Here is an 18,229-nt window from a genome sequence, read left to right as displayed (position 1 = left end):
CCTCCCAGCCCGCGAAGCTCCACACCAGCAGGGCGGCGGCCGGTCCGATCGCCGTCCAGCCGTGGGTGGCGAAGGGGGTCAGGTTGTCCCAGTCGGCGTCAGGGAGGGAGAGGGCGACGGAGACGAGGAGGAGGGTTACCAGTAGGGCGGCCAGGACTAGCTGGAGTTTCCCCGACAGGCGGAGTCCGGCCATGTTCGCGGCCGTCACCACCGCGATCAGCGCGGCGGCCGTGATGAACGTGGTCGTCGTGCCGCCACCGGCGGCGGACGCGACGTAGGCGCCGCCGAAGAGGGCGGCGGCGGGGGCGCCCGGTGGGATCGCGAAGTAGAAGCACCAGCCGACCACGGCGGCGGCGCGGTCGCCGAACGCCAGGCGCGCGTAGGTGGACACGCCTCCGGCGTCGGGATGGCGGGCGCCCAGGGCGGCGAACGTGGCCGCCAGCGGGGCTGACACGATCACCAGCGCCAGCCAGGCGAGCAGGGAGGCGGGGCCCGCGGCCTCGGCCGCCAGGGCGGGGAGGGCGATCACACCCGTTCCGAGGACGGCGCCCACGTACATCGCGGTGCCCTGTCCGAAGGTCAGGTGCCCTCTGGGGTTCGTCTCCGTCACGGCATTCAGCGTCGACGGTGGCGGACCCGACCACTAGCGGCAGAAAAGACGGTATCCGTAGAATTCCTGCCATGAGCGGACATGTCATTGGGCTGGCGGTGACGGCCCGGAGCCCGGTGTTCGAGCTGGCCATCCCGTGCGAGGTCTTCGGCACGGATCGCAGCGACATCGTGGACCCGTGGTACGAGCTGCGGCTCTGCGCCGCCGAGCCCGGTCCGTTGCCGTCCAGCGCGGGGGTGAGCCTGCACGCGTCCTATGAATACGAGGACCTGCTGGACGTCGACACCGTCATCGTCGCCGGGCTGGCCCGCTATGCCCAGCTCGCGCCGCCGCCCGACCTGATCGCGGTGTTGCGGGAGGCCGCGCGGCGCGGGAAGCGGATCGTGTCGTTGTGCACGGGTGCCTATGCGCTGGCGGCGGCGGGTCTGCTGGACGGGCGGCGCGCCACGACGCACTGGATGAACGCCAACGACTTCGCCCATCGATTTCCGCGCGTGCGGCTCGATCCGGCTCCGCTCTACATCGACGACGGCGACATCATCACCACGGCGGGGTCGGGCGCGGCGATCGACGTCTGCCTGCACCTGGTGCGCGTCGACCATGGCGCCGCCGTGGCCAACGAGATCGCGCGGCGGATGGTCGTGCCGCCGCACCGGGAGGGCGGGCAGGCGCAGTACACCAAGCCCGTCGTCAGCGCCGAGAAGAGCGACGACCTGGCCCCGGTGCTGCGGTGGGCGCGGGAACGGCTGCACCAGCCGATCACCGTCCCGGAGCTGGCCAGGGTCGCGCATTTGAGCGAGCGGACGTTCGCCCGCCGGTTCCGCGACACGCTCGGCATCACGCCGTTGCAGTGGCTGCTGCAGCAGCGGATCAGGCTGGCCCAGGAACTGCTGGAGACGACCGATAAGCCGATCGAGGAGATCGCCCGGAGCACGGGGTTCGGGAACGGGGTGAATCTCCGTTACCACTTCGGGCGGGTCGCCGGTGTTTCCCCGCAGTCGTACCGGCATGTGTTCCGGTTCCGGGCGGCCCGGCAGCCGGTGTCCAGCGCGTAGGGCAACGCCGGGATCAGGCGGTGGGGATGTCGAGGGTCTTCGGGCGGGCGTCCGGGTTGTCGGCCAGCCAGGGGAGCAGGCCGGTGTTGCGCTCGACGACCGGCTTGTACAGCTCGTGGTACGTCCGGTGGAGGATGTCGATCTCGTTGGTCGGCATGGTGGCGGTGCGCCAGCGCAGGACGCGGTAGGCGTCGGTGGCGCGGCCGGCGAGCGCGAGGACGGTGATCCCGTCGCCGGGGACCCAGGTCGGCGACGCGAGCGTGATCGCGAAACCGGCGGCGACGAACCCGACCATGCTGTTGAAGTCGGAGCCCGCGTAGCGGAACCGGGGCGTGAACCCGGCGGCCTCGCAGGCGGCGCGGAGCATGGCGGTGCCGCCGTCGTCGCCGCCCTGCGGCGGGATCCACGTCTCCCCGGCGAGGTCGGTCAGGCTGACCCGGCCGCGGCTCGCGAGCGGATGGGCGGACGCCAGCGCGATGCCGCACGGCTCGATCGTGATGACGCGCTCGGTGACGCCGGGCGGGCACGGCGGCGCGTGATGGTCGGCGACCCGTCCCATGAACGCCACGTCCACCTGGTCGTTGGCGAGGAGCTGGGTGAGGACGGCGCCGGAGTAGTCGAGGCTGGTGCTGACGGTGTGATGCGGCAGCTCGGTCTCGAGCCTGCGCAGCCACTCGCCCAGCAGGACGTGGGGGTGGGTGCCGAGCCGGATGCCGGTGCGGGTCCCGCCGCCGGGGACGGTGGCGAGCAGGTCGTCCACGTCGGCCAGGACGCCGCGGGCGCGGGCCAGGACGTGCCGTCCCAGCGGGGTGGGGGTGATGCCCTGCGCGTCGCGGGCGAACAGCGGCCCGCCGAACGCCTTCTCTATACGGCGGAGCTGGTTGCTGAGCGTCGGCTGGGAGACGCCGAGGCTCGCCGCGGCGCGCGTGATGCTGCCCGTCTCCGCGAGCTGGCAGAGCACCCGTAAATGCCGCAGTTCCACCTGCATAGCCGCGAAGCTATGCCCAAGTGGCAGGGCCCGCAAGCGATCCGCAGATGTCACTCTCATTTTCGCAAGGCACGACAAACCGTCCACCCGCTCCTGGCGCCCCGCCCTCCTGAATCTCCTGCCCCCTGCCCGATCGTTCCTTCTGCCCCAATCTGAGCGCCCGAGCATGTAGCAGGCGTGCCCCCGCTGGCGGTGGACGGCATCGCCGTGCCTGCGGCCGCCCGTCCCCCCGCGGTGCGGTCTCCCCCCTCAGTGGAGGCATGCGGAAAGTGAAACGCAAACACCTCTTGGCGACCCTTGTGGCCGCCACTCTCGGGATCGGCGGCCTCGTGCCGCTGGCCCTGAGAACCACCCCCAGCGCGGAAGGATCGACCCCCGATCCGAAGACCGCGGCCGTCGTCTCGGCGGAACGTCTGATCAACGGACGCGTCGCCGAACTGCACCCGAGCAAGGGCGACAAGTACGTCCGGACGCAGGTCGTCGGCACCCCGTGGAAGCTTACCTACGTCGCCTACGAGCGCACCTACCGCGACCTTCCCGTCGTCGGCGGCGACTTCGTCGTCGCCACGGACGAGAAGGGCCACGTGCGCAACCTGTCGGTGGCGCAGAAGAGCACGATCGGCATCGGCCTCAAGCCGAAGGTCGGCAAGGCGGAGGCCGCGCGGACGTCGCGCAAGGCGATCACCAAGCCGGACGGCACGAAGCTCGCGCCGCGCCTGGTGGTCCACGCCCTGGCGAAGCCGAGGCTCGCGTGGGAGACGACCGTCACCGGACGTGACGGCGCGCACCCGAGCCAGAAGAAGGTCTACGTCGACGCCCTGACGGGCAAGCGGTTCGACGAGCAGGAACTCATCGTCGCGGGCACCGGCACCGGCATCTGGAGCGGGCCGAACCTCCAGTTCGGAACGACCCAATCCGGCGGCCAGTACACGATGCGGGACCCGGAGCGTCCCGGTGTCAGCTGCGCCGACTACAGCAGCAAGGCGGTCTTCTCCGGTCCTGACGACGTGTGGGGCAGCACGTCCAAGACCAGCAAGGAAGCCGGCTGTGTCGACGTCATGTACGCCGCCAAGGGCCAGTGGGACCTGCTGAAGTCGTTCGGGCGCACCGGCCTGAACACCAACGGCCAGTGGGCCCCGGCGTTCGTCGGCCTGAACGCCGTCAACGCCTACTGGCAGAGCGGCCAGGCCCAGTTCGGCTACAACAACCAGAACCAGTGGATCACCGCGACCGACGTCGTGGCCCACGAGTTCGGCCACGGGCTCGACAGCTACACGCCCGGCGGCATCTCCGGCGGCAACACGCAGGAGTTCGTCGGCGACGTGTGGGGCGCGGCCGTCGAGGCGTACCTCAACAACCCCGAGGACGTCCCCGACTACACGGTCGGCGAGGAGATCAACCTCACCGGTTCCGGCCCGATCCGCAACATGTACGAGCCGTCCCGGGTCAACAACGACCCGAACTGCTACTCCAGCTCGGTGCCGAGCATGGAGGTGCACAAGGCGGCCGGTCCGGGCAACCACTGGTTCTACCTGCTCGCCGAGGGCAACAACCCGGGCGGCGGCAAGCCGACCAGCCCGACCTGCAACGGCAGCAGCATGACCGGCATCGGCATCATGAACGCCGCGAAGATCTTCTACAACGCGATGATGCTGAAGACGTCCGGGACCAACTACCCCCGGTACCGCGTCCTGACGCTGCAGGCGGCGAAGAACCTCGACTCGTCCTGCACCTGGTACAACAAGGCCAAGGCCGCGTGGGACGCCGTCTCGATGCCCGCGCAGTCCGGTGAGCCGACCTGCACGCCGACCGGCGGCAACGACTTCTCGATGTCGGTGTCGCCCAACACGGGCACGGTGAAGCAGGGCGCGACGGTGCAGGCGACGGTCGCCACGACCATCACCGAAGGCGCCTCGGAGGCGGTCGACCTGACCGCGTCCGTGTCGCCGGCCAACAGCGGCCTGTCCGCGAGCTTCAGCCCGGCGCGGGTCCAGTCCGGCAACACCTCGACGCTCACCCTCACGGCGAGCGACTCGGCGCAGACCGGGCCGTTCACGGTCACCGTGACCGGCCGGGGCGGGACGAAGACCCACACCGCGACGTACTCGCTCAACGTCGAGAGCGACGGCGGACCCGGCACGACCGACCCGCCGGACATCAACGTCGCGAACGTCCAGGCGCACCTGCAGCAGTTCCAGAACTTCGCCACGCAGAACGGCGGCAACCGTTACGCGGCGAGCGGCGGCTACACCGCCTCCGTCGCCTACGTGGAGCAGAAGCTGCAGGCCGCGGGGTTCACCGTGACCCGGCAGGCATGCACCTCCGGGTGCACGGCGGGCTCCGGTCCCAACCTGATCGCCGAATGGCCGGGCGGTGACGCGAACAGCGTCTACATGTTCGGCGCGCACCTCGACGGTGTCCGGGGCGGACCCGGCATCAACGACAACGGCACCGGCTCCGCCGCGCTGCTGGAGACCGCGCTCGCACTGGCGCAGACCAAGCCGACCATGCTCAACAAGGTCCGGTTCGGCTGGTGGACGGACGAGGAGCAGGGCCTCAACGGCTCGGAGTTCTACGTCGGCCGCCTCGCCCAGACCGAGCGGACGAAGATCAAGGGTTACTTCAACTTCGACATGGTCGGCAGCCCGAACGCCGGCTACTTCATCGACAACCTCAACTCGCAGCTCTCCGCGAACCTGAAGGGATACTTCGACTCCATCAACCTCGTCCCGGACGAGATGGGCGAGTGCTGCAGCGACGACGGCCCGTTCCGCAACGCCGGGATCGCGACGTCGTTCCTGTCCACGGGTGCGTCGGCGACGAAGTCGTCCGCGCAGGCGCAGAAGTGGGGCGGCCAGGCCGGTGTGGCCTTCGACCGCTGCTACCACGCGTCCTGCGACAGCTACCCGAGCAACATCAACACGACCGCGCTCGACCGCAGCGCGGACGCCATCGCGTGGGCGCTGTGGAAGACGTCCGTGGGTCCGTCGAACCCGTCGGACGACTTCTCCATGGCGGCGAACCCCACGTCCGCAAGCGTCCAACCAGGACAGTCGGCCACGGCCACCATCAACACCGCGGTGACCGAGGGCGCCGCCCAGTCGATCAACCTGACGGCTGCGGTGTCGCCAGGCGGGCCCAGGGTGACCTTCAGCCCCGCCACCGTCCAAGCCGGCGCAACGTCCACGATGACCGTCGCCACCACGTCGGACACCCCGGCGGGCGACTACGTCGTGACGGTCACCGGCACCGGGGAGTCCGCCACGCGCACCGCGAGCTTCACACTGCGGGTGCAGGGCGATGGGACTGACGACTTCTCGGTGTCGGTGGACCCGTCCAACGGAACCGTCGAGGCCGGCAAGTCGACGCAGGCCACCGTCCGCACCGCCCTCACCCAGGGGACGGCGCAGCAGGTGGCGCTGTCGGCGACGGTCTCGCCCGGCGGGCCGACCGCGACCATCAACCCTGGTGAGGTCAAGGCGGGCGGAACCGCGACCCTGACGCTGGCCACCACCGCGAGCACGCCCGAGGGCAGCTACACGGTGACGGTCACCGGACGGGGCACCGTCACCCGGACGGCCACCTACACCCTGACGGTGACCAAGCAGCCGGGTGGCGACCGTACGTTCACCAGCGAGACCGACTACCCGATCCGCGACTACACCTGGACGGTCAGCCCGATCCAGGTCGCGATCGAAGGGCAGGCGGCGACAACGGTGAACCTGTCGATCGACGCCACGCACACCTGTGCGGAGGACCTCGGGGTCTGGCTGCGATCGCCCACCGGCCAGGACTACGTGGTGAAGCGGCAGGGCACCGGTCAGTACCAGTGCACGCCGTGGAACGGCGCGCGGACCTTCCAGGTCCCGGGCGTCAGCTCGGAGGCGGCCGGCAACTGGCAGGTGTACATCTACGACTACGGGCCCCAGGACACCGGGACCCTTAGGGGCTGGAGCATCACGCTCTAGCCACCGGCGGTGGTAAGTGTCCGGTCCGGTCTTCTCCCCGGGATGGGGGTGGAGGCCGGGCCGGACATCCACATATCTCCCCCCATCCCGCCAAGCGCAGCTCGACCCCCAGAGGAGGTGCGCACATGTCCAGAAGGTCACGCTTCCTGGCGGCGGTGATCCCGCTCGCCGTGACCCTGATCCTGCCCGCCGCCGCGGCGTCGGCCGCTCCCGTCCGGAGCGGCGATGTCGCCACGCAGGCCCAACCCCGCCAACCCGCCGAACCCGCTCCCAGACCCGATGCGGCCGGAGAGAAGACGGCCGCGAACATCGTGCTCCGGTACTCGCCTGACAGCCGAACCACCCAGGCGACTCTCCGCACGCCCGGCTCCAGCTACGTCAAGGTGCATTTCGCGTCCGTGCGGCTGCTCCCCGGCGACCGCGTCACGGTCGCCTCGCCGTCCGGCCGCGAGGTGCACACCTACCACGGCGATCCGACCGTCCGGAAGCAGCGCGGCGACTCCCCCTTCACCGTCCACGACGGGACGGGGTTCGCCGCGATGTCCATCGACGGGGACACCGCCGTCGTCACCCTGCACGCGGCTCAGCAGCGCGGCAACGCCGCGGCGCTGACCCGGCAGGGGTTCGGCGCCCGGATCGACTCCTATTTCCGCGGCTTCACCAAGGCCGAGTACGCGGCGGCCAACCCCCGCCCGTTCAGCGTCTGCGGCGCCGAGAACCGCCGCGACACGACCTGCTACAAGGAAAGCCATCCCACCGAATACGCCCGCTCCCGCGCGGTGGCCCGCCAGCTGCTGAACGGTCTCGGGCACTGCACCTCGTGGCGCGTCGGCGACACCAACACGATGCTCACCAACCAGCACTGCATGGAGAGTGCGGCCGACCTGCGCGCCAGCGAGTTCCAGTTCGACTACGAGTGCGCCACGTGCGGCGGCCGCGACCCGCGGGCGGGCACGAAGGTCAGCGGCGCCCAGCTGCTGAAGCTGAGCCCGCTCAGCGCACTGGACTACGCCCTGTTCTCGGTGAACAACTTCGAGAGCGTCCAGCAGTTCGGGACGCTCTACCTGGAGACCCGCGAGCCCACCGCCGGTGAGCGGATCTACATCCCCGGCCACGGCGACACGCTGCCGAAGCGGCTGTCGGTCGTCGAGGACGGCGGCGGGAACTGCGTGATCCGCACGCCGTCGTCCGGGGTGAACACCGGGTACATGTGCGACACCTCGGGCGGGAACTCCGGTTCGCCGGTCCTCGCCGGGTCCTCGCACAAGGTGATCGCGCTGCACCACCTCGGCGGCTGCCCGAACTGGGGAACCCGGATCAGCCTCGTCTACAAGGAGATCTCCAGCCTGATCGACAACGAGCCGGGAACCCCCGATTCCCGCGTCCTGAGCGGCTGAGCGGTGATCCGCTGATCCGCGCAGGGTGTTGACCTCTCGTCCGGGACGTCTCCTCCCGTGGGTCCCGGCCGGGAGCGCTGTCCGGCGATCCCTTGGCGGGGAGGACGCCGGACGCCCGCCGGTATCGCACCGGCCGTGACCTGGCCCATGAGCCGGTGCGGTACCGCGACGGGATCTTTCGGCCGACCGGGTTTCCGGTCATCGGGACTCGTGCTTGGCCGCGCGCCCGTGGGCCTCTACTATCGCCGCAGCTCAGGTCGCCTTGCGGCGGCGCCGATCGGGCCAGGCGCGGGCCCCTCACGAGTGGTCGCCCGGCCATGCGCGCCTAAGAAACAGGCCCCGGCCGGACGCGTCCGCTGGGAGGAACACATGGAGCGGACCGCTGACTACGTCGTCGTCGGCGCCGGCAGCGCCGGATGCGTGCTGGCGCGGCGCCTGGCCGAGTCGGGCGCGGACGTCGTCCTGGTCGAGGCCGGCGGCCCGGACCGGACGCCGCTGGTGCGCAAGCCCGGCCTGATCGCCGTCTTCCACAACGTCCCGCGGCTGAAGAAGAAGCTGGACTGGGGCTTCTCCAGCACCCCGCAGAAGAGCGCCCTCGGCCGGAGGATCCCGCAGACGAAGGGACGCGTCCTCGGCGGCTCCGGGTCGATCAACGGGATGCTGTTCGTGCGCGGCAACCGGCGGAACTTCGACGACTGGGCGGCGGACGGCTGCGCCGGCTGGGGCCACGACGACGTCCTGGACAGCTTCAAGCGCATGGAGAACTGGGAGGACGGCGCGACCGCCCTGCGCGGGGCGGGCGGCCCGATCCGGGTGACGCGGCAGCGGGACCTCACCCCGGCGTCGGAGGCGTTCATCGAGGCGCTGATCGAGACGGCGGGCGTGAAGCGGAACGACGACTACAACGGCGAGGTCCAGGACGGCGCGGGGATCTTCCAGCAGAGCGTCCACGAGGGACTGCGGTACAGCTCGTCCGTCGGGTATCTCGACGGCCACGGCCTGCCGAACCTGACGGTCCTGACGGGCGCGACGGTGGAGCGCGTCGTCGTCCGGGACGGGCGGGCCACCGGCATCGACGTCGTCGCGGAGAAGGGCCGCGGGACGGCGCGGCGCGCGACGATCAGGGCGTCGCGCGAGGTGATCCTGGCGGCGGGGACGTTCGGCTCGCCGCAGATCCTGCTGCTGTCCGGCGTCGGCCCGGCCGCCCACCTGCGCGAACACGGCATCGACGTGCACGCCGACCTGCCCGTCGGGGACAACCTGCACGACCACATGTTCGTCCCGATGACGTACGTCATGGACACGGCCCGCCACCGGGGCACCGCGCCGTACTTCGCGTCCGGGGTCGTCCGGGAGTGGACGAAAGGCGGGACGTGGGTCGCGCGCAGCGTTTTCGAGGCGGTCGGGTTCGTCCGCACAGGACAGGCCGGGGATATCCCTGACCTGCAGCTCCACGCGCTGCCGTGGTCGTATCCGTTCCCGAACCAGGACGCGCCCGTCCGGCACAAGGTCGACAAGCGCTCCGCCCTCACGATCATGCCGACGCTGATCTACCCGAAGAGCCGCGGGACGCTGCGGCTGGCGTCCGCCGACCCGTCCGCCGCGCCCCTGATCGACCCGGCCTACCTCACCGACCCGGACGACGCGCGCCTCCTGCTGGACGGCATCGAACTCGTCCGGGACGTGATGGCCAACAAGACCATCGCCGGTGACGTCAAGGAGGAGCTGTCGCCCGGCCCCGGCTTCCCGGACCGCGCCGCCCTCGCGAAGGAGCTGCCGAACCGCGCGACGACCGTCTACCACCCGGTCGGCACCTGCCGGATGGGCGCGGACGAGCGGGCCGTGGTCGACCCTGAGCTGCGGGTCCGCGGCATCGAGGGCCTGCGCGTCGCGGACGCCTCGATCATGCCGTCCATCACGGGCGGGAACACCAACGCGCCGAGCATGATGATCGGCGAACACGCCGCGAAACTGATCCTCAGGGCGTGACCGGGAAGCGTGTCACCCACCGGCGCTGCCACGGGGTCTCGACGGCCCGCGGATGGTGGTGTTCGCGCGCCCAGGCGACCGCTTCGGACGGCTCCACCCCCGACAGGACGGCCAAGCACGCGATGACGGTTCCGGTGCGTCCGACGCCGCCTCCGCAGGCGACCTCGACCGCGGCGCCGGAACGGGCCCGCTCGTGCAGGGCGCGGATGTCCCGTACGGCCGCGTCCGGGTCGCGGGGCAGCAGGAAGTCGGGCCACTCGATCCAGGCGGCGGGCCAGCCCATTTCCGGTTCGTGACGCCGGCGGAGGCGGTCCGAGCCCAGGTAGAGACCGAAGTCGGGCGCGGGCCCGTCCGGCAGCGGGTCGCGCAGCCCGCGCCCGCGGACCCGGGTCCCGTCCGGGAGCTGAAGCGCGCCGGTCAGCAATGTGGTCATGAGGTCGTCTCCCGTCGGCGGGCACGGTGGTTGGCGACGTTGAGGCGGTTCCCGCACAGCTCGGGCATGCAGTAGCGGCGCCGCCCGGACCGGCTGACGTCGGCGAACACGCCCCGGCAGCCGGGCGCGGCGCAGGGACGGAAACGCTCATGCCCGAGCGCCCGGACGGCACCGAGCAGCCCGGCACCGACGAAGGCGGCCAGCTCGTCCGCGAGCGGCGCGCCCTTCACGGTCGGGACGAACCACTGCCAGGGACGGCCGGGTTCACGCCGGAGGACGGGTGCGAGCCCGGCGCGCCCGAGCAGCACGCCAGCCCCCGCGACGGCCTGCTCCGCCGTCTCGGTCTCCATGATCCCGCGCACCTCCCGGCGGAGGAGCTGGACCTGGAAGACGTCCTCGTGGACGGGTGCCCGGAGGCCATGCCCCGCGAGCAGGCCGGACAGCGCACCGAGATCGGGCAGCGCCTCCGCTCCCCGCACCGTCGGCGACGTGCTGACCAGCTCGTTCGCCAGCTCGATCCCCGCCGCGTACGCGCCGATCGGGATATGCACCCGGAACCCTCCTGTAAGGCTTACAGAAGGACTATAGCCCTTACGCGGGTGCTTCGATGGTGGTGACGTGGAAGTCGAGCCCGTCGCCTATGGCGGTGACCTCGACGTGGCTGCCGTGCCGCAGCTCGCCGGCGAGGAGGAGGTCGGAGAGCCGGTCGTCCACCTGCCGCTGGATCGTGCGCCGCAGCGGCCGGGCGCCGAACTCGGGCTGGTAGCCGCGCCGCGCCAGCCAGTCCACGGCCTCGGTCGTGAAGGACACGTCGACGTCCTGCGCGCGGAGGCGGCGGCGCGTCTCGTCCAGCAGCAGGTCGGTGATCTGCCGGAGCTGCCCCTCCTCCAGCCGCTGGAACACGATGATCTCGTCGATCCGGTTGAGGAACTCGGGCCGGAACGCCTCCCGCAGCCGCCCCATGATCCGGTCGCTGAGCGCGGCGCTCTGGCCGTCGCCGCCGGGCGTGCCGAACCCGATCTCCGTCCGCCCGGTGATCAGCTCGGACCCGAGGTTGCTGGTCATGATCACCACGGTGTTGCGGAAGTCGACCGTGCGGCCCTGCGCGTCCGTGAGGCGCCCGTCGTCCAGCAGTTGCAGGAGGACGTTGAAGACGTCCTGGTGCGCCTTCTCGATCTCGTCCAGCAGGATCACCGAGTACGGCTGCCGCCGGACGGCGTCGGTGAGCTGCCCCGCCTCCTCGTAGCCGACGTATCCGGGCGGCGCGCCCATCAGCCGGCTCACCGTGTGCCGCTCCTGGAACTCGCTCATGTCGAACCGGATCAGCCGGTCGCGGCTGCCGAACAGCGCCTCCGCCAGCGCCTTCGCCAGCTCCGTCTTCCCGACGCCGGTCGGCCCGAGGAACAGGAACCCGCCGATCGGACGATCCGGATCGCCCATCCCCGCCCGGGACCGCCGGACGGCCCGCGCCACCGCCGCCACCGCGTCCTCCTGCCCGATCACCCGCTCGTGCAGATGCTCCTCAAGCCGGGTCAGCCGCTCGCGCTCCGCCTGCGTCAGCTGCGTGACGGGCACCCCGGTGATCCTCGACACGACCTCGGCGATGTCCTCCGTGGTGACACACGGCACGGTGACCGGCTCGTCGTCCTCGCGCGTCGCCGCGAGATCCTTCTCCAGCCGGCCGACCTCGTCGCGCAGCTCGGACGCCTTCTCGTAGTCCTCGTCCGCGACCGCCTGGTCCTTCTCCCGCCGCCGCCGGTCGAGCCGCTGCTCCAGCTCGCGGCGGCCGCCGTCCCGCGTCCCCGACCGCAGCCGGACCCGCGCGCCCGCCTGGTCGATCAAGTCGATCGCCTTGTCCGGCAGGAACCGGTCGGTCAGGTACCGGGTCGACAGGTCGACGGCCGCGAGCAGCGCCTCGTCGGTGAACCGGACCTGATGGTGCGCCTCGTACCGATCCCGCAGGCCGCGCAGGATCTCGATGCTATCGTCCGGGCTCGGCTCCGGCACCAGGATCGGCTGGAACCGCCGCTCCAGCGCCCCGTCCTTCTCGATCTCCCGGCGGTACTCGTCGATGGTCGTCGCCCCGACGACGTGCAGCTCACCGCGCGACAGCGGCGGTTTCAGCATGTTCCCCGCGGACATGGCGCCGTCCGCGCCGCCCGCCCCCACGAGCGTGTGGATCTCGTCGATGAACACCACCAGGTCGTCGGAGTGCTCGCGGATCTCGTCCACGACCTTCTTCAGCCGCTCCTCGAAGTCGCCCCGGTACCGCGTCCCCGCGACGATCCCACCGAGGTCCAGCTGGACGATCCGCTTCCCCCGCAGCGTTTCGGGCACGTCGTCGTCCACGATCCGCTGCGCGAGCCCTTCGGCGATCGCGGTCTTCCCGACGCCCGGGTCGCCGATCAGCACCGGGTTGTTCTTGGTGCGCCGCGACAGGACCTCGAGCGTCTCCTCGATCTCGTCCTCGCGCCCGATCACCGGGTCGATGCGGCCCTCCCGGGCGAGGGCGGTCAGGTCGCGTCCGAACTCGTCCAGCGTCGGCGTGCCCGTCGCCTGCCCGCCGCCGGGCCCGCCAGGCGGCTGCTGCCCGGCGCCGGTAGCCGCCTGCTGCAGCGAATCGGGCGTCACATGCTCATGATCAAGAATCCGCCCCGCACTGGACCCACGGTCCAGCGCGAGCGCGAAAAGCAAATGCTCAGGCCCGATATAGGACGACCCGAGCGCCCGCGAAACCTGATGCGAATCCAGCAGCGCCCGCTTCGCCGACGGCGTCAGCTCCGGCGGCACGTCCCGCGGCTCACCCCGCCGCGCATGCTCCTCGATCTCCCCTTTGATCTTGTCCGGATCGGCCCCGGCCCGCGCCATCCACTGCCGCGTCCCCTGCTGCCGCGTCGCCGCCCACAGCAGATGGTCGGTGTCCAGATCGACGCTGCCCCACTGCGCCGCCTGCGCCGCCGCGTCCCGCACCAGCTCCCGCGCGGGCTCGCTCATCAGCCGCGCGAGGCTGATCCGCTCCACCGGCCGCCGCTGCGCCCGCGCGCCGAAGAACCGGGCGAGCATCTCCTCGAACGGGTCCATGCCGCCGGATCCGTACCACTCCGAGGTCATCTCCGAAACCCTCCTGCCCCCGTTGAAGACGCGTTATGGCAACGGTCGGGACGTGCCCATGGCACGCCCCGGAAAACCCCAGCTCCGCGGCCCACGCCCGAGGCTACGCACGTTCCGACCGGCCCGCCCGGCCGTTAACGGAGCGGATCTCAGGCTGGGACGCACTGGAAGAACAGCCGAGTCCCAGAACCGGCCCGTCGCGGTCTCGCGCCCGCAAGCTCGATCGCAGGGAACCTCACCGGTCGGTTCGTGTGCTGTCGAGGGCGGCCAGGGCACCTCGTCCCCTGCGTCCTTGACGAATGGGCGGGGTCAGCGCGGATTGCCGTCCGTACCGCGAGCCCGGCGCTCCACACCGCGGCGCATCGCCTCCACGAGCACCTTGGCGACGAAACCGAGAATGACGAGGTCCCCCACCATCTGCACCATCGTCAGCGCCCGCGCCGCCTGCGAACGGGGAACGATGTCGCCGAAGCCGACCGACGAGAACACGGTCATGGTGAAGTAGAGGGCGTCGACGTGAGTCAAGGGCTCGGAGAAGGCGCGTCCGGCCCCATTGGCCATGAGGCAGTAGCACGCGGCGAACACCAGCAGGAACAACGGGACCAGCGTCGCCAGCGCCTCGACGGCGCGGAGCCTTGGCGACGACGATCGCACGATCGCACGGACCTGCCAGACGACGAACAGGCTCAGGGCCGCCAGCGCCCCGACCAGCGCCACCGCGGTCACCGGCGTGAACGACCTGTTCAGCGGCGCCGCGAAGTACACGGCCAGCAGGCACGCCGTGGTCAATGCCGTGCGCAGTAGCAACTTGAGCGTGAGGCGACGGCCGGTCCGGCGCGAGCGGATGTCCACGCCCCCACCCATGCCCCAAACCCACGCCCGAGCACGCGCCGGTCATGCGCTGGTGGAAAGCATCCGCAAGTCGGCCGCTCCGCAGCGTCGTATTGCGCGACGGACGATGTCACACGGTCTTGGCTTTGTCCGCAGCACCCGCACGAGCAACACCATCGACCGCCACGCAGATGCCGACGACGCGATCGTGGCTGGTCCAGCCATTGATGCGGCCCCGGTTATTGCTGATCTGAACCCGTTTCCTGGCCGCGTCGACGGACGACACCAGGTGCAGGTACACCGTCCCGGCGACACGGGCGAGGACGATGTCCCCCACCTCCACCTTGGACGGGTCGACGGGAGCGACGACCACCCGCTGCCGACTCCGTATCAACGGGACCATCGAAGAGCCACTGGGCCGAAACTCCACGGTGGCCCCGCCGGCCACCCTGCCTGCGACCGCGTCCAATGGGCCCATCCGGTGATCGTGGCAGATCCGGCGATGAGCACTCCACCGATTTACCCCCCGCCGCACTCCCGCCGCCACGCTCAGCCACACCCTTACAGTTCAAGGAACATCGGTTAGTGATCTGTAAGGGACCCTTGTGTACTTCCGTGGCCTTCTGTCAGCCCCAGTCCAGAGCACTGGCTAAGGAAGGTGATCTCTGTAGCCGATCTCTTGGCGGCTGGAGAAGAGTGGCCGCTCCTCAGGCGGCGGCCCAACCGATCTCGTCGGGGGGTGGGCCGTGAATGTCGATGGTGCGGGTGTCGGGTGGTGGCAGGACGCGGTAGACGTAGCGTCCGGTGCTGCCGTGGCTGATGTGGATCTGGTCGGGGTTGGTGTGTTTGAAGCGGTTGTGCCATCCGCAGCACAGTGCGAGTTGGTCGATGTCGGTGGGTGCGCCGAGGACCCATCCTTGGACGTGGTCGATTTCGCACAGGGTGCCGGGGACTTCGCAGCCTTGGACGGCGCAGGTCGGGTAGAGGGTTTCGAGGACCTGGCGTTGCGCGGCCGTCGCGAACCGGACACGGCGGCCGAGGTAGAGCGGGATGCTGCCCCGCCCGAGGATCAGCGGTGAGACTCCGGCGTTCAGTGCGATCCGGCGGGCGTGTGCGGCTGGGATCGGGGTTCCGTCGGTCAGCCGGGCGGGTGCGGTGCCGCCGGTGAGGGTGTCCAGGTCGATGACGAGGGTGACCTTGGTGGCCCGGTGCCCGTGGGCCAGCGCGCTGATGAGTGCTGCGGCTGTGCGTTCGGGGAGGTCGCGGTGGTCGTCGGTTCCGGCGGGTTTGGCCAGTGGTCCGAGGGTCCCGTCCCATACGGCGGCGTCTTCGGCGTTGAGCCAGCCCTTCACATAGCGGCCGCCGTCCAGGGAGCGGGTGGAGGTGATCCAGGATCGCTCATAACCCCGCTGGGAGTCTTGGTCTGCTGTTTCGGTGCCGTCCCGTTCGGCGATGACGTCGCGGATGCGGCGGCCGAACGAGGCGAGTTTCCCGGCGGAGAATCCTTGGTCGACCATGTCGAGCAGCACGTTCTCGGCAGCCGCGCAGTCCTGGTCGTGGAGCCGGGCGATGGCGTCGGCGATGGTGGAGGCGTACCCGTAGGACAGCTCCCCGGCGGCGAGCAGCTTGGTGACCCGTGGGAGCCGGTGCCGTTGCCGGGCCAGGGTGACCCGTTCGCGGGCCCGGGTCTCGCGCATCCCCAGCCGCGACCGCAGCCAGGCTTGGGTGGACGGCAGACCCCAGCGGCGCATCTCGCCGGAGGCGTCCACCCGTGCGATCATCGCGGCGAGGGCGCTCTCCTGTTGGTCGGAGGCGCGTGCGAGGGTTTCGGTGAGTTCCATGCAGGCGGCGGCGGAGTCGGGTGCGTCGCGTTCGGCGAGTTCGCGGGCGATCACCGCGACGGCGTCCACCAATTCCCTGGTGGATGCCGAGTGAAGATCGACCGATACCGAACTCATAAACCAATAGTATCGAAAACTCAGAGTGCCTGCGCGCTCAAAAAGCCTGTCTTTTGTCACCGGTAAGATAGTCGAAGTCAAGCTCAGTCAGAACCAAATTATAAAGAATGTGGATCGTTGGGTGGTCGTTTTTGAGTCGGTTTGAGGCAGTTTGGTTACTGAGCTGGAGGGTGGGGGCGGCGCGTCGGGCGGGGGCAGGCGGAGCCTGCCCGACGAAAGCTGTGCCCCGTACGCAGCGCCACCCCCACCACGAACGACGAACGACGAACGACGAACCTGCCGTCCGGCATTCTGATTCAGCCGAAAATCCAGGCCGCAAGCATTTTGTGCTCATCACTGAAGCTCCTCAGCGCCAGGCTGTCCGGCCCAGGCCGATATCTATCCCACCGGGCATGAAAGTACGGCTCACAGCAAGCGTGCCACGCCTATCCGCCACCGATGATGTGGAGGTCGAGCTAGCCGGGTGGTCGCCGATGGCAAACAGGTCACTGGAGTCGCGCACGTGTTCCGGAGGCATGCGCTTGGACAGCTCCAGGCGGGTATGCCGTGAGGCCAGGGCGCCAGTTCGCGAACGGCCCTTGACCTGGAGCGCGCTCCAGGTCGCAGAGTAAGACGCGACATCGACAAGCCTGCAGGAACACGGCGAATGAGAAAGGTCAGTCATGCGCATTGGACTCCAGATTCCGAGCTTCACCTTCCCCGGCGGACCTGAGCAGATCGGTCCGACGTTCGGCCGTATGGCGAGGGAGGCCGACCAGGCTGGACTGCACTCGCTGTGGGTTATGGACCACTTCTTCCAAATCGGCGTGGTCGGTCCGCCGGAGGAACCGATGCTGGAGGGCTACTCCGCACTTGCGTACGCGGCCGCACTGACGGAGCAGATCACGCTCGGCACGATGGTCACCGGCGTCACCTATCGGCACCCCGGCATTCTCATCAAGACGGTGACGACATTGGACGTGCTGTCCGGCGGACGCGCATGGCTGGGCATCGGGGCCGCCTGGAATGAGGACGAGTCGAGAGGGCTCGGCGTTCGCTTCCCGCCGACGTCGGAGAGGTTCGAAAAGCTGGAGGAAACGCTGAAGATCGCTCACCAGATGTGGAAAGGTGACGAATCAGCGTTCGAGGGCGAACATTTCACATTGGAGCGGCCACTGAATTCACCGCCCGCGCTCAGGAGTCCCCATCCGCCGATCCTGATCGGTGGAGGCGGAGAGAAGAAGACGCTGCGGTTCGTCGCCAGATATGCCGACGCCTGCAACCTCTTCGACAGCGAAGAACTGCCCCGCAAGTTGGACGTTCTGCGTGAGCACTGCGAGCGTGAGGGACGCGACTACGCCGAGATCGAGAAGACCTCCTTGAGCTACTTCAGCAGCCCGCCCTCAGTCGACGCCGCCGTGGACACGATCGGACGTCTCGCAGAGCGTGGCATCGACCATGCGATCTTCACACAGGGCACCGGGCAGGACCTGGCGGGCATCCTGGGCGAAGCCCTGACCCAGACCGAGAAGATCGTCCCTTCAGGGCGCTGAACTTTCCAGGCAGGCTCCTCGGGCTCACCGAGCCGTTCGCGCATCCATGCGGTGCACGTCAACGCAGAACCCGCAGCCGTATGGAAGACATGATCATATGGGGCCGAGATCTACGAGTGCCCGCTACCTCTCCATCCCCGGACTACTCGATCTGCCAATGCTGGAAACGCCCACGACAGCGGTCTCGTAGCCGATCAACACCGGGATCATCCACCGAGCGGCCTGAGCCTGGCACTTTTCGTAGGTGGGCGTGCGGCAGATCAACATAGGACCAGCACCAGCGGGCGCAGACACCCACCTCGTGCCGTTGTCCGCCAGGTGAGGTCTGGGCGGCAGGGTGATCTGAGCCGCGCTTTA

13 protein-coding genes are annotated in these 18,229 nt (G+C 69.8%); 5 read left to right on the top strand and 8 right to left on the bottom strand.

What is annotated here, in order from left to right; all coding sequences use genetic code 11:
- On the bottom strand, positions 1–610 hold a 610-nt coding region (locus ETD83_RS12105; RefSeq protein ID WP_205717610.1), incomplete at its 3' end, for an APC family permease.
- Positions 611–681: 71 nt separating this feature from the next.
- Here ETD83_RS12105 and ETD83_RS12100 point away from each other — a divergent pair.
- Positions 682–1,665, top strand: a complete 984-nt coding sequence (locus tag ETD83_RS12100; protein WP_138645187.1) for a GlxA family transcriptional regulator — start codon at positions 682–684, stop codon at positions 1,663–1,665.
- A 13-nt stretch (positions 1,666–1,678) separates the two neighbouring features.
- Here ETD83_RS12100 and ETD83_RS12095 read toward each other — a convergent pair whose 3' ends face one another.
- The gene (locus tag ETD83_RS12095) at positions 1,679–2,653 is read right to left on the bottom strand and encodes a LysR family transcriptional regulator (protein WP_171064158.1); all 975 of its coding nucleotides are present in this window, start codon (positions 2,651–2,653) and stop codon (positions 1,679–1,681) included.
- A gap of 260 nt (positions 2,654–2,913) precedes the next feature.
- Between ETD83_RS12095 and ETD83_RS12090 the strand changes: the two genes are divergently transcribed.
- The 3 genes from ETD83_RS12090 to ETD83_RS12080 all read left to right on the top strand — a co-directional run bounded on the left by ETD83_RS12090 (position 2,914) and on the right by ETD83_RS12080 (position 10,007).
- On the top strand, positions 2,914–6,621 hold the full coding sequence (locus tag ETD83_RS12090) for a M28 family peptidase (protein ID WP_138645185.1): 3,708 nt from the start codon (positions 2,914–2,916) through the stop codon (positions 6,619–6,621).
- 125 nt (positions 6,622–6,746) lie between these two features.
- On the top strand, positions 6,747–8,018 hold the full coding sequence (locus tag ETD83_RS12085) for a trypsin-like serine peptidase (protein WP_138645184.1): 1,272 nt from the start codon (positions 6,747–6,749) through the stop codon (positions 8,016–8,018).
- A gap of 369 nt (positions 8,019–8,387) precedes the next feature.
- Positions 8,388–10,007, top strand: coding sequence for a GMC family oxidoreductase (locus tag ETD83_RS12080; protein ID WP_138645183.1), 1,620 nt, complete (start codon positions 8,388–8,390; stop codon positions 10,005–10,007).
- Here the strand turns inward: ETD83_RS12080 and ETD83_RS12075 are convergent.
- From ETD83_RS12075 to ETD83_RS12050, 6 genes are all read right to left on the bottom strand, one after another.
- Entirely contained in the window at positions 9,997–10,440 is a 444-nt protein-coding gene (locus tag ETD83_RS12075; RefSeq protein ID WP_138645182.1) for a protein-tyrosine phosphatase family protein, read from the bottom strand. The two genes, ETD83_RS12080 and ETD83_RS12075, sit on opposite strands and share 11 nt — an antisense overlap.
- Positions 10,437–10,991, bottom strand: a complete 555-nt coding sequence (locus ETD83_RS12070) for a CGNR zinc finger domain-containing protein (RefSeq protein WP_205717609.1) — start codon at positions 10,989–10,991, stop codon at positions 10,437–10,439. Before ETD83_RS12070 ends, ETD83_RS12075 begins: the two co-directional genes overlap by 4 nt.
- Before the next feature lie 40 nt (positions 10,992–11,031).
- Entirely contained in the window at positions 11,032–13,551 is a 2,520-nt protein-coding gene (locus tag ETD83_RS12065; protein ID WP_138645181.1) for an ATP-dependent Clp protease ATP-binding subunit, read from the bottom strand.
- A gap of 309 nt (positions 13,552–13,860) precedes the next feature.
- Positions 13,861–14,403 carry a potassium channel family protein gene (locus ETD83_RS12060; protein WP_205717608.1) on the bottom strand — a complete coding sequence of 181 codons (543 nt, stop codon included), beginning with the start codon at positions 14,401–14,403 and terminating at the stop codon, positions 13,861–13,863.
- A gap of 109 nt (positions 14,404–14,512) precedes the next feature.
- Entirely contained in the window at positions 14,513–14,755 is a 243-nt protein-coding gene (locus ETD83_RS12055) for a hypothetical protein (RefSeq protein WP_205717607.1), read from the bottom strand.
- 334 nt (positions 14,756–15,089) lie between these two features.
- Positions 15,090–16,340 carry an HNH endonuclease signature motif containing protein gene (locus tag ETD83_RS12050; RefSeq protein WP_138645179.1) on the bottom strand — a complete coding sequence of 417 codons (1,251 nt, stop codon included), beginning with the start codon at positions 16,338–16,340 and terminating at the stop codon, positions 15,090–15,092.
- Between the two features lie 662 nt (positions 16,341–17,002).
- Here ETD83_RS12050 and ETD83_RS12045 point away from each other — a divergent pair.
- Entirely contained in the window at positions 17,003–17,872 is an 870-nt protein-coding gene (locus ETD83_RS12045) for an LLM class F420-dependent oxidoreductase (RefSeq protein WP_138645178.1), read from the top strand.
- Positions 17,873–18,229 lie beyond the last annotated feature (357 nt).

Origin of the sequence: Actinomadura soli (genome assembly GCF_005889715.1) — a bacterium.
Classification (GTDB): Bacteria; Actinomycetota; Actinomycetes; order Streptosporangiales; family Streptosporangiaceae; genus Spirillospora; species Spirillospora soli.
This window is presented reverse-complemented; position numbering and strand designations above follow the sequence as displayed.

Bases quoted from the DNA above. Each gene is read 5' to 3' on its own strand.
- ETD83_RS12095 (WP_171064158.1), bottom strand. From the start codon at position 2,653: ATGCAGGTGGAACTGCGGCATTTACGGGTGCTCTGCCAGCTCGCGGAG.
- ETD83_RS12090 (WP_138645185.1), top strand. From the start codon at position 2,914: ATGCGGAAAGTGAAACGCAAACACCTCTTGGCGACCCTTGTGGCCGCC.
- ETD83_RS12045 (WP_138645178.1), top strand. From the start codon at position 17,003: ATGCGCATTGGACTCCAGATTCCGAGCTTCACCTTCCCCGGCGGACCT.
- ETD83_RS12085 (WP_138645184.1), top strand. From the start codon at position 6,747: ATGTCCAGAAGGTCACGCTTCCTGGCGGCGGTGATCCCGCTCGCCGTG.
- ETD83_RS12050 (WP_138645179.1), bottom strand. From the start codon at position 16,340: ATGAGTTCGGTATCGGTCGATCTTCACTCGGCATCCACCAGGGAATTG.
- ETD83_RS12075 (WP_138645182.1), bottom strand. From the start codon at position 10,440: ATGACCACATTGCTGACCGGCGCGCTTCAGCTCCCGGACGGGACCCGG.
- ETD83_RS12065 (WP_138645181.1), bottom strand. From the start codon at position 13,551: ATGACCTCGGAGTGGTACGGATCCGGCGGCATGGACCCGTTCGAGGAG.
- ETD83_RS12080 (WP_138645183.1), top strand. From the start codon at position 8,388: ATGGAGCGGACCGCTGACTACGTCGTCGTCGGCGCCGGCAGCGCCGGA.
- ETD83_RS12100 (WP_138645187.1), top strand. From the start codon at position 682: ATGAGCGGACATGTCATTGGGCTGGCGGTGACGGCCCGGAGCCCGGTG.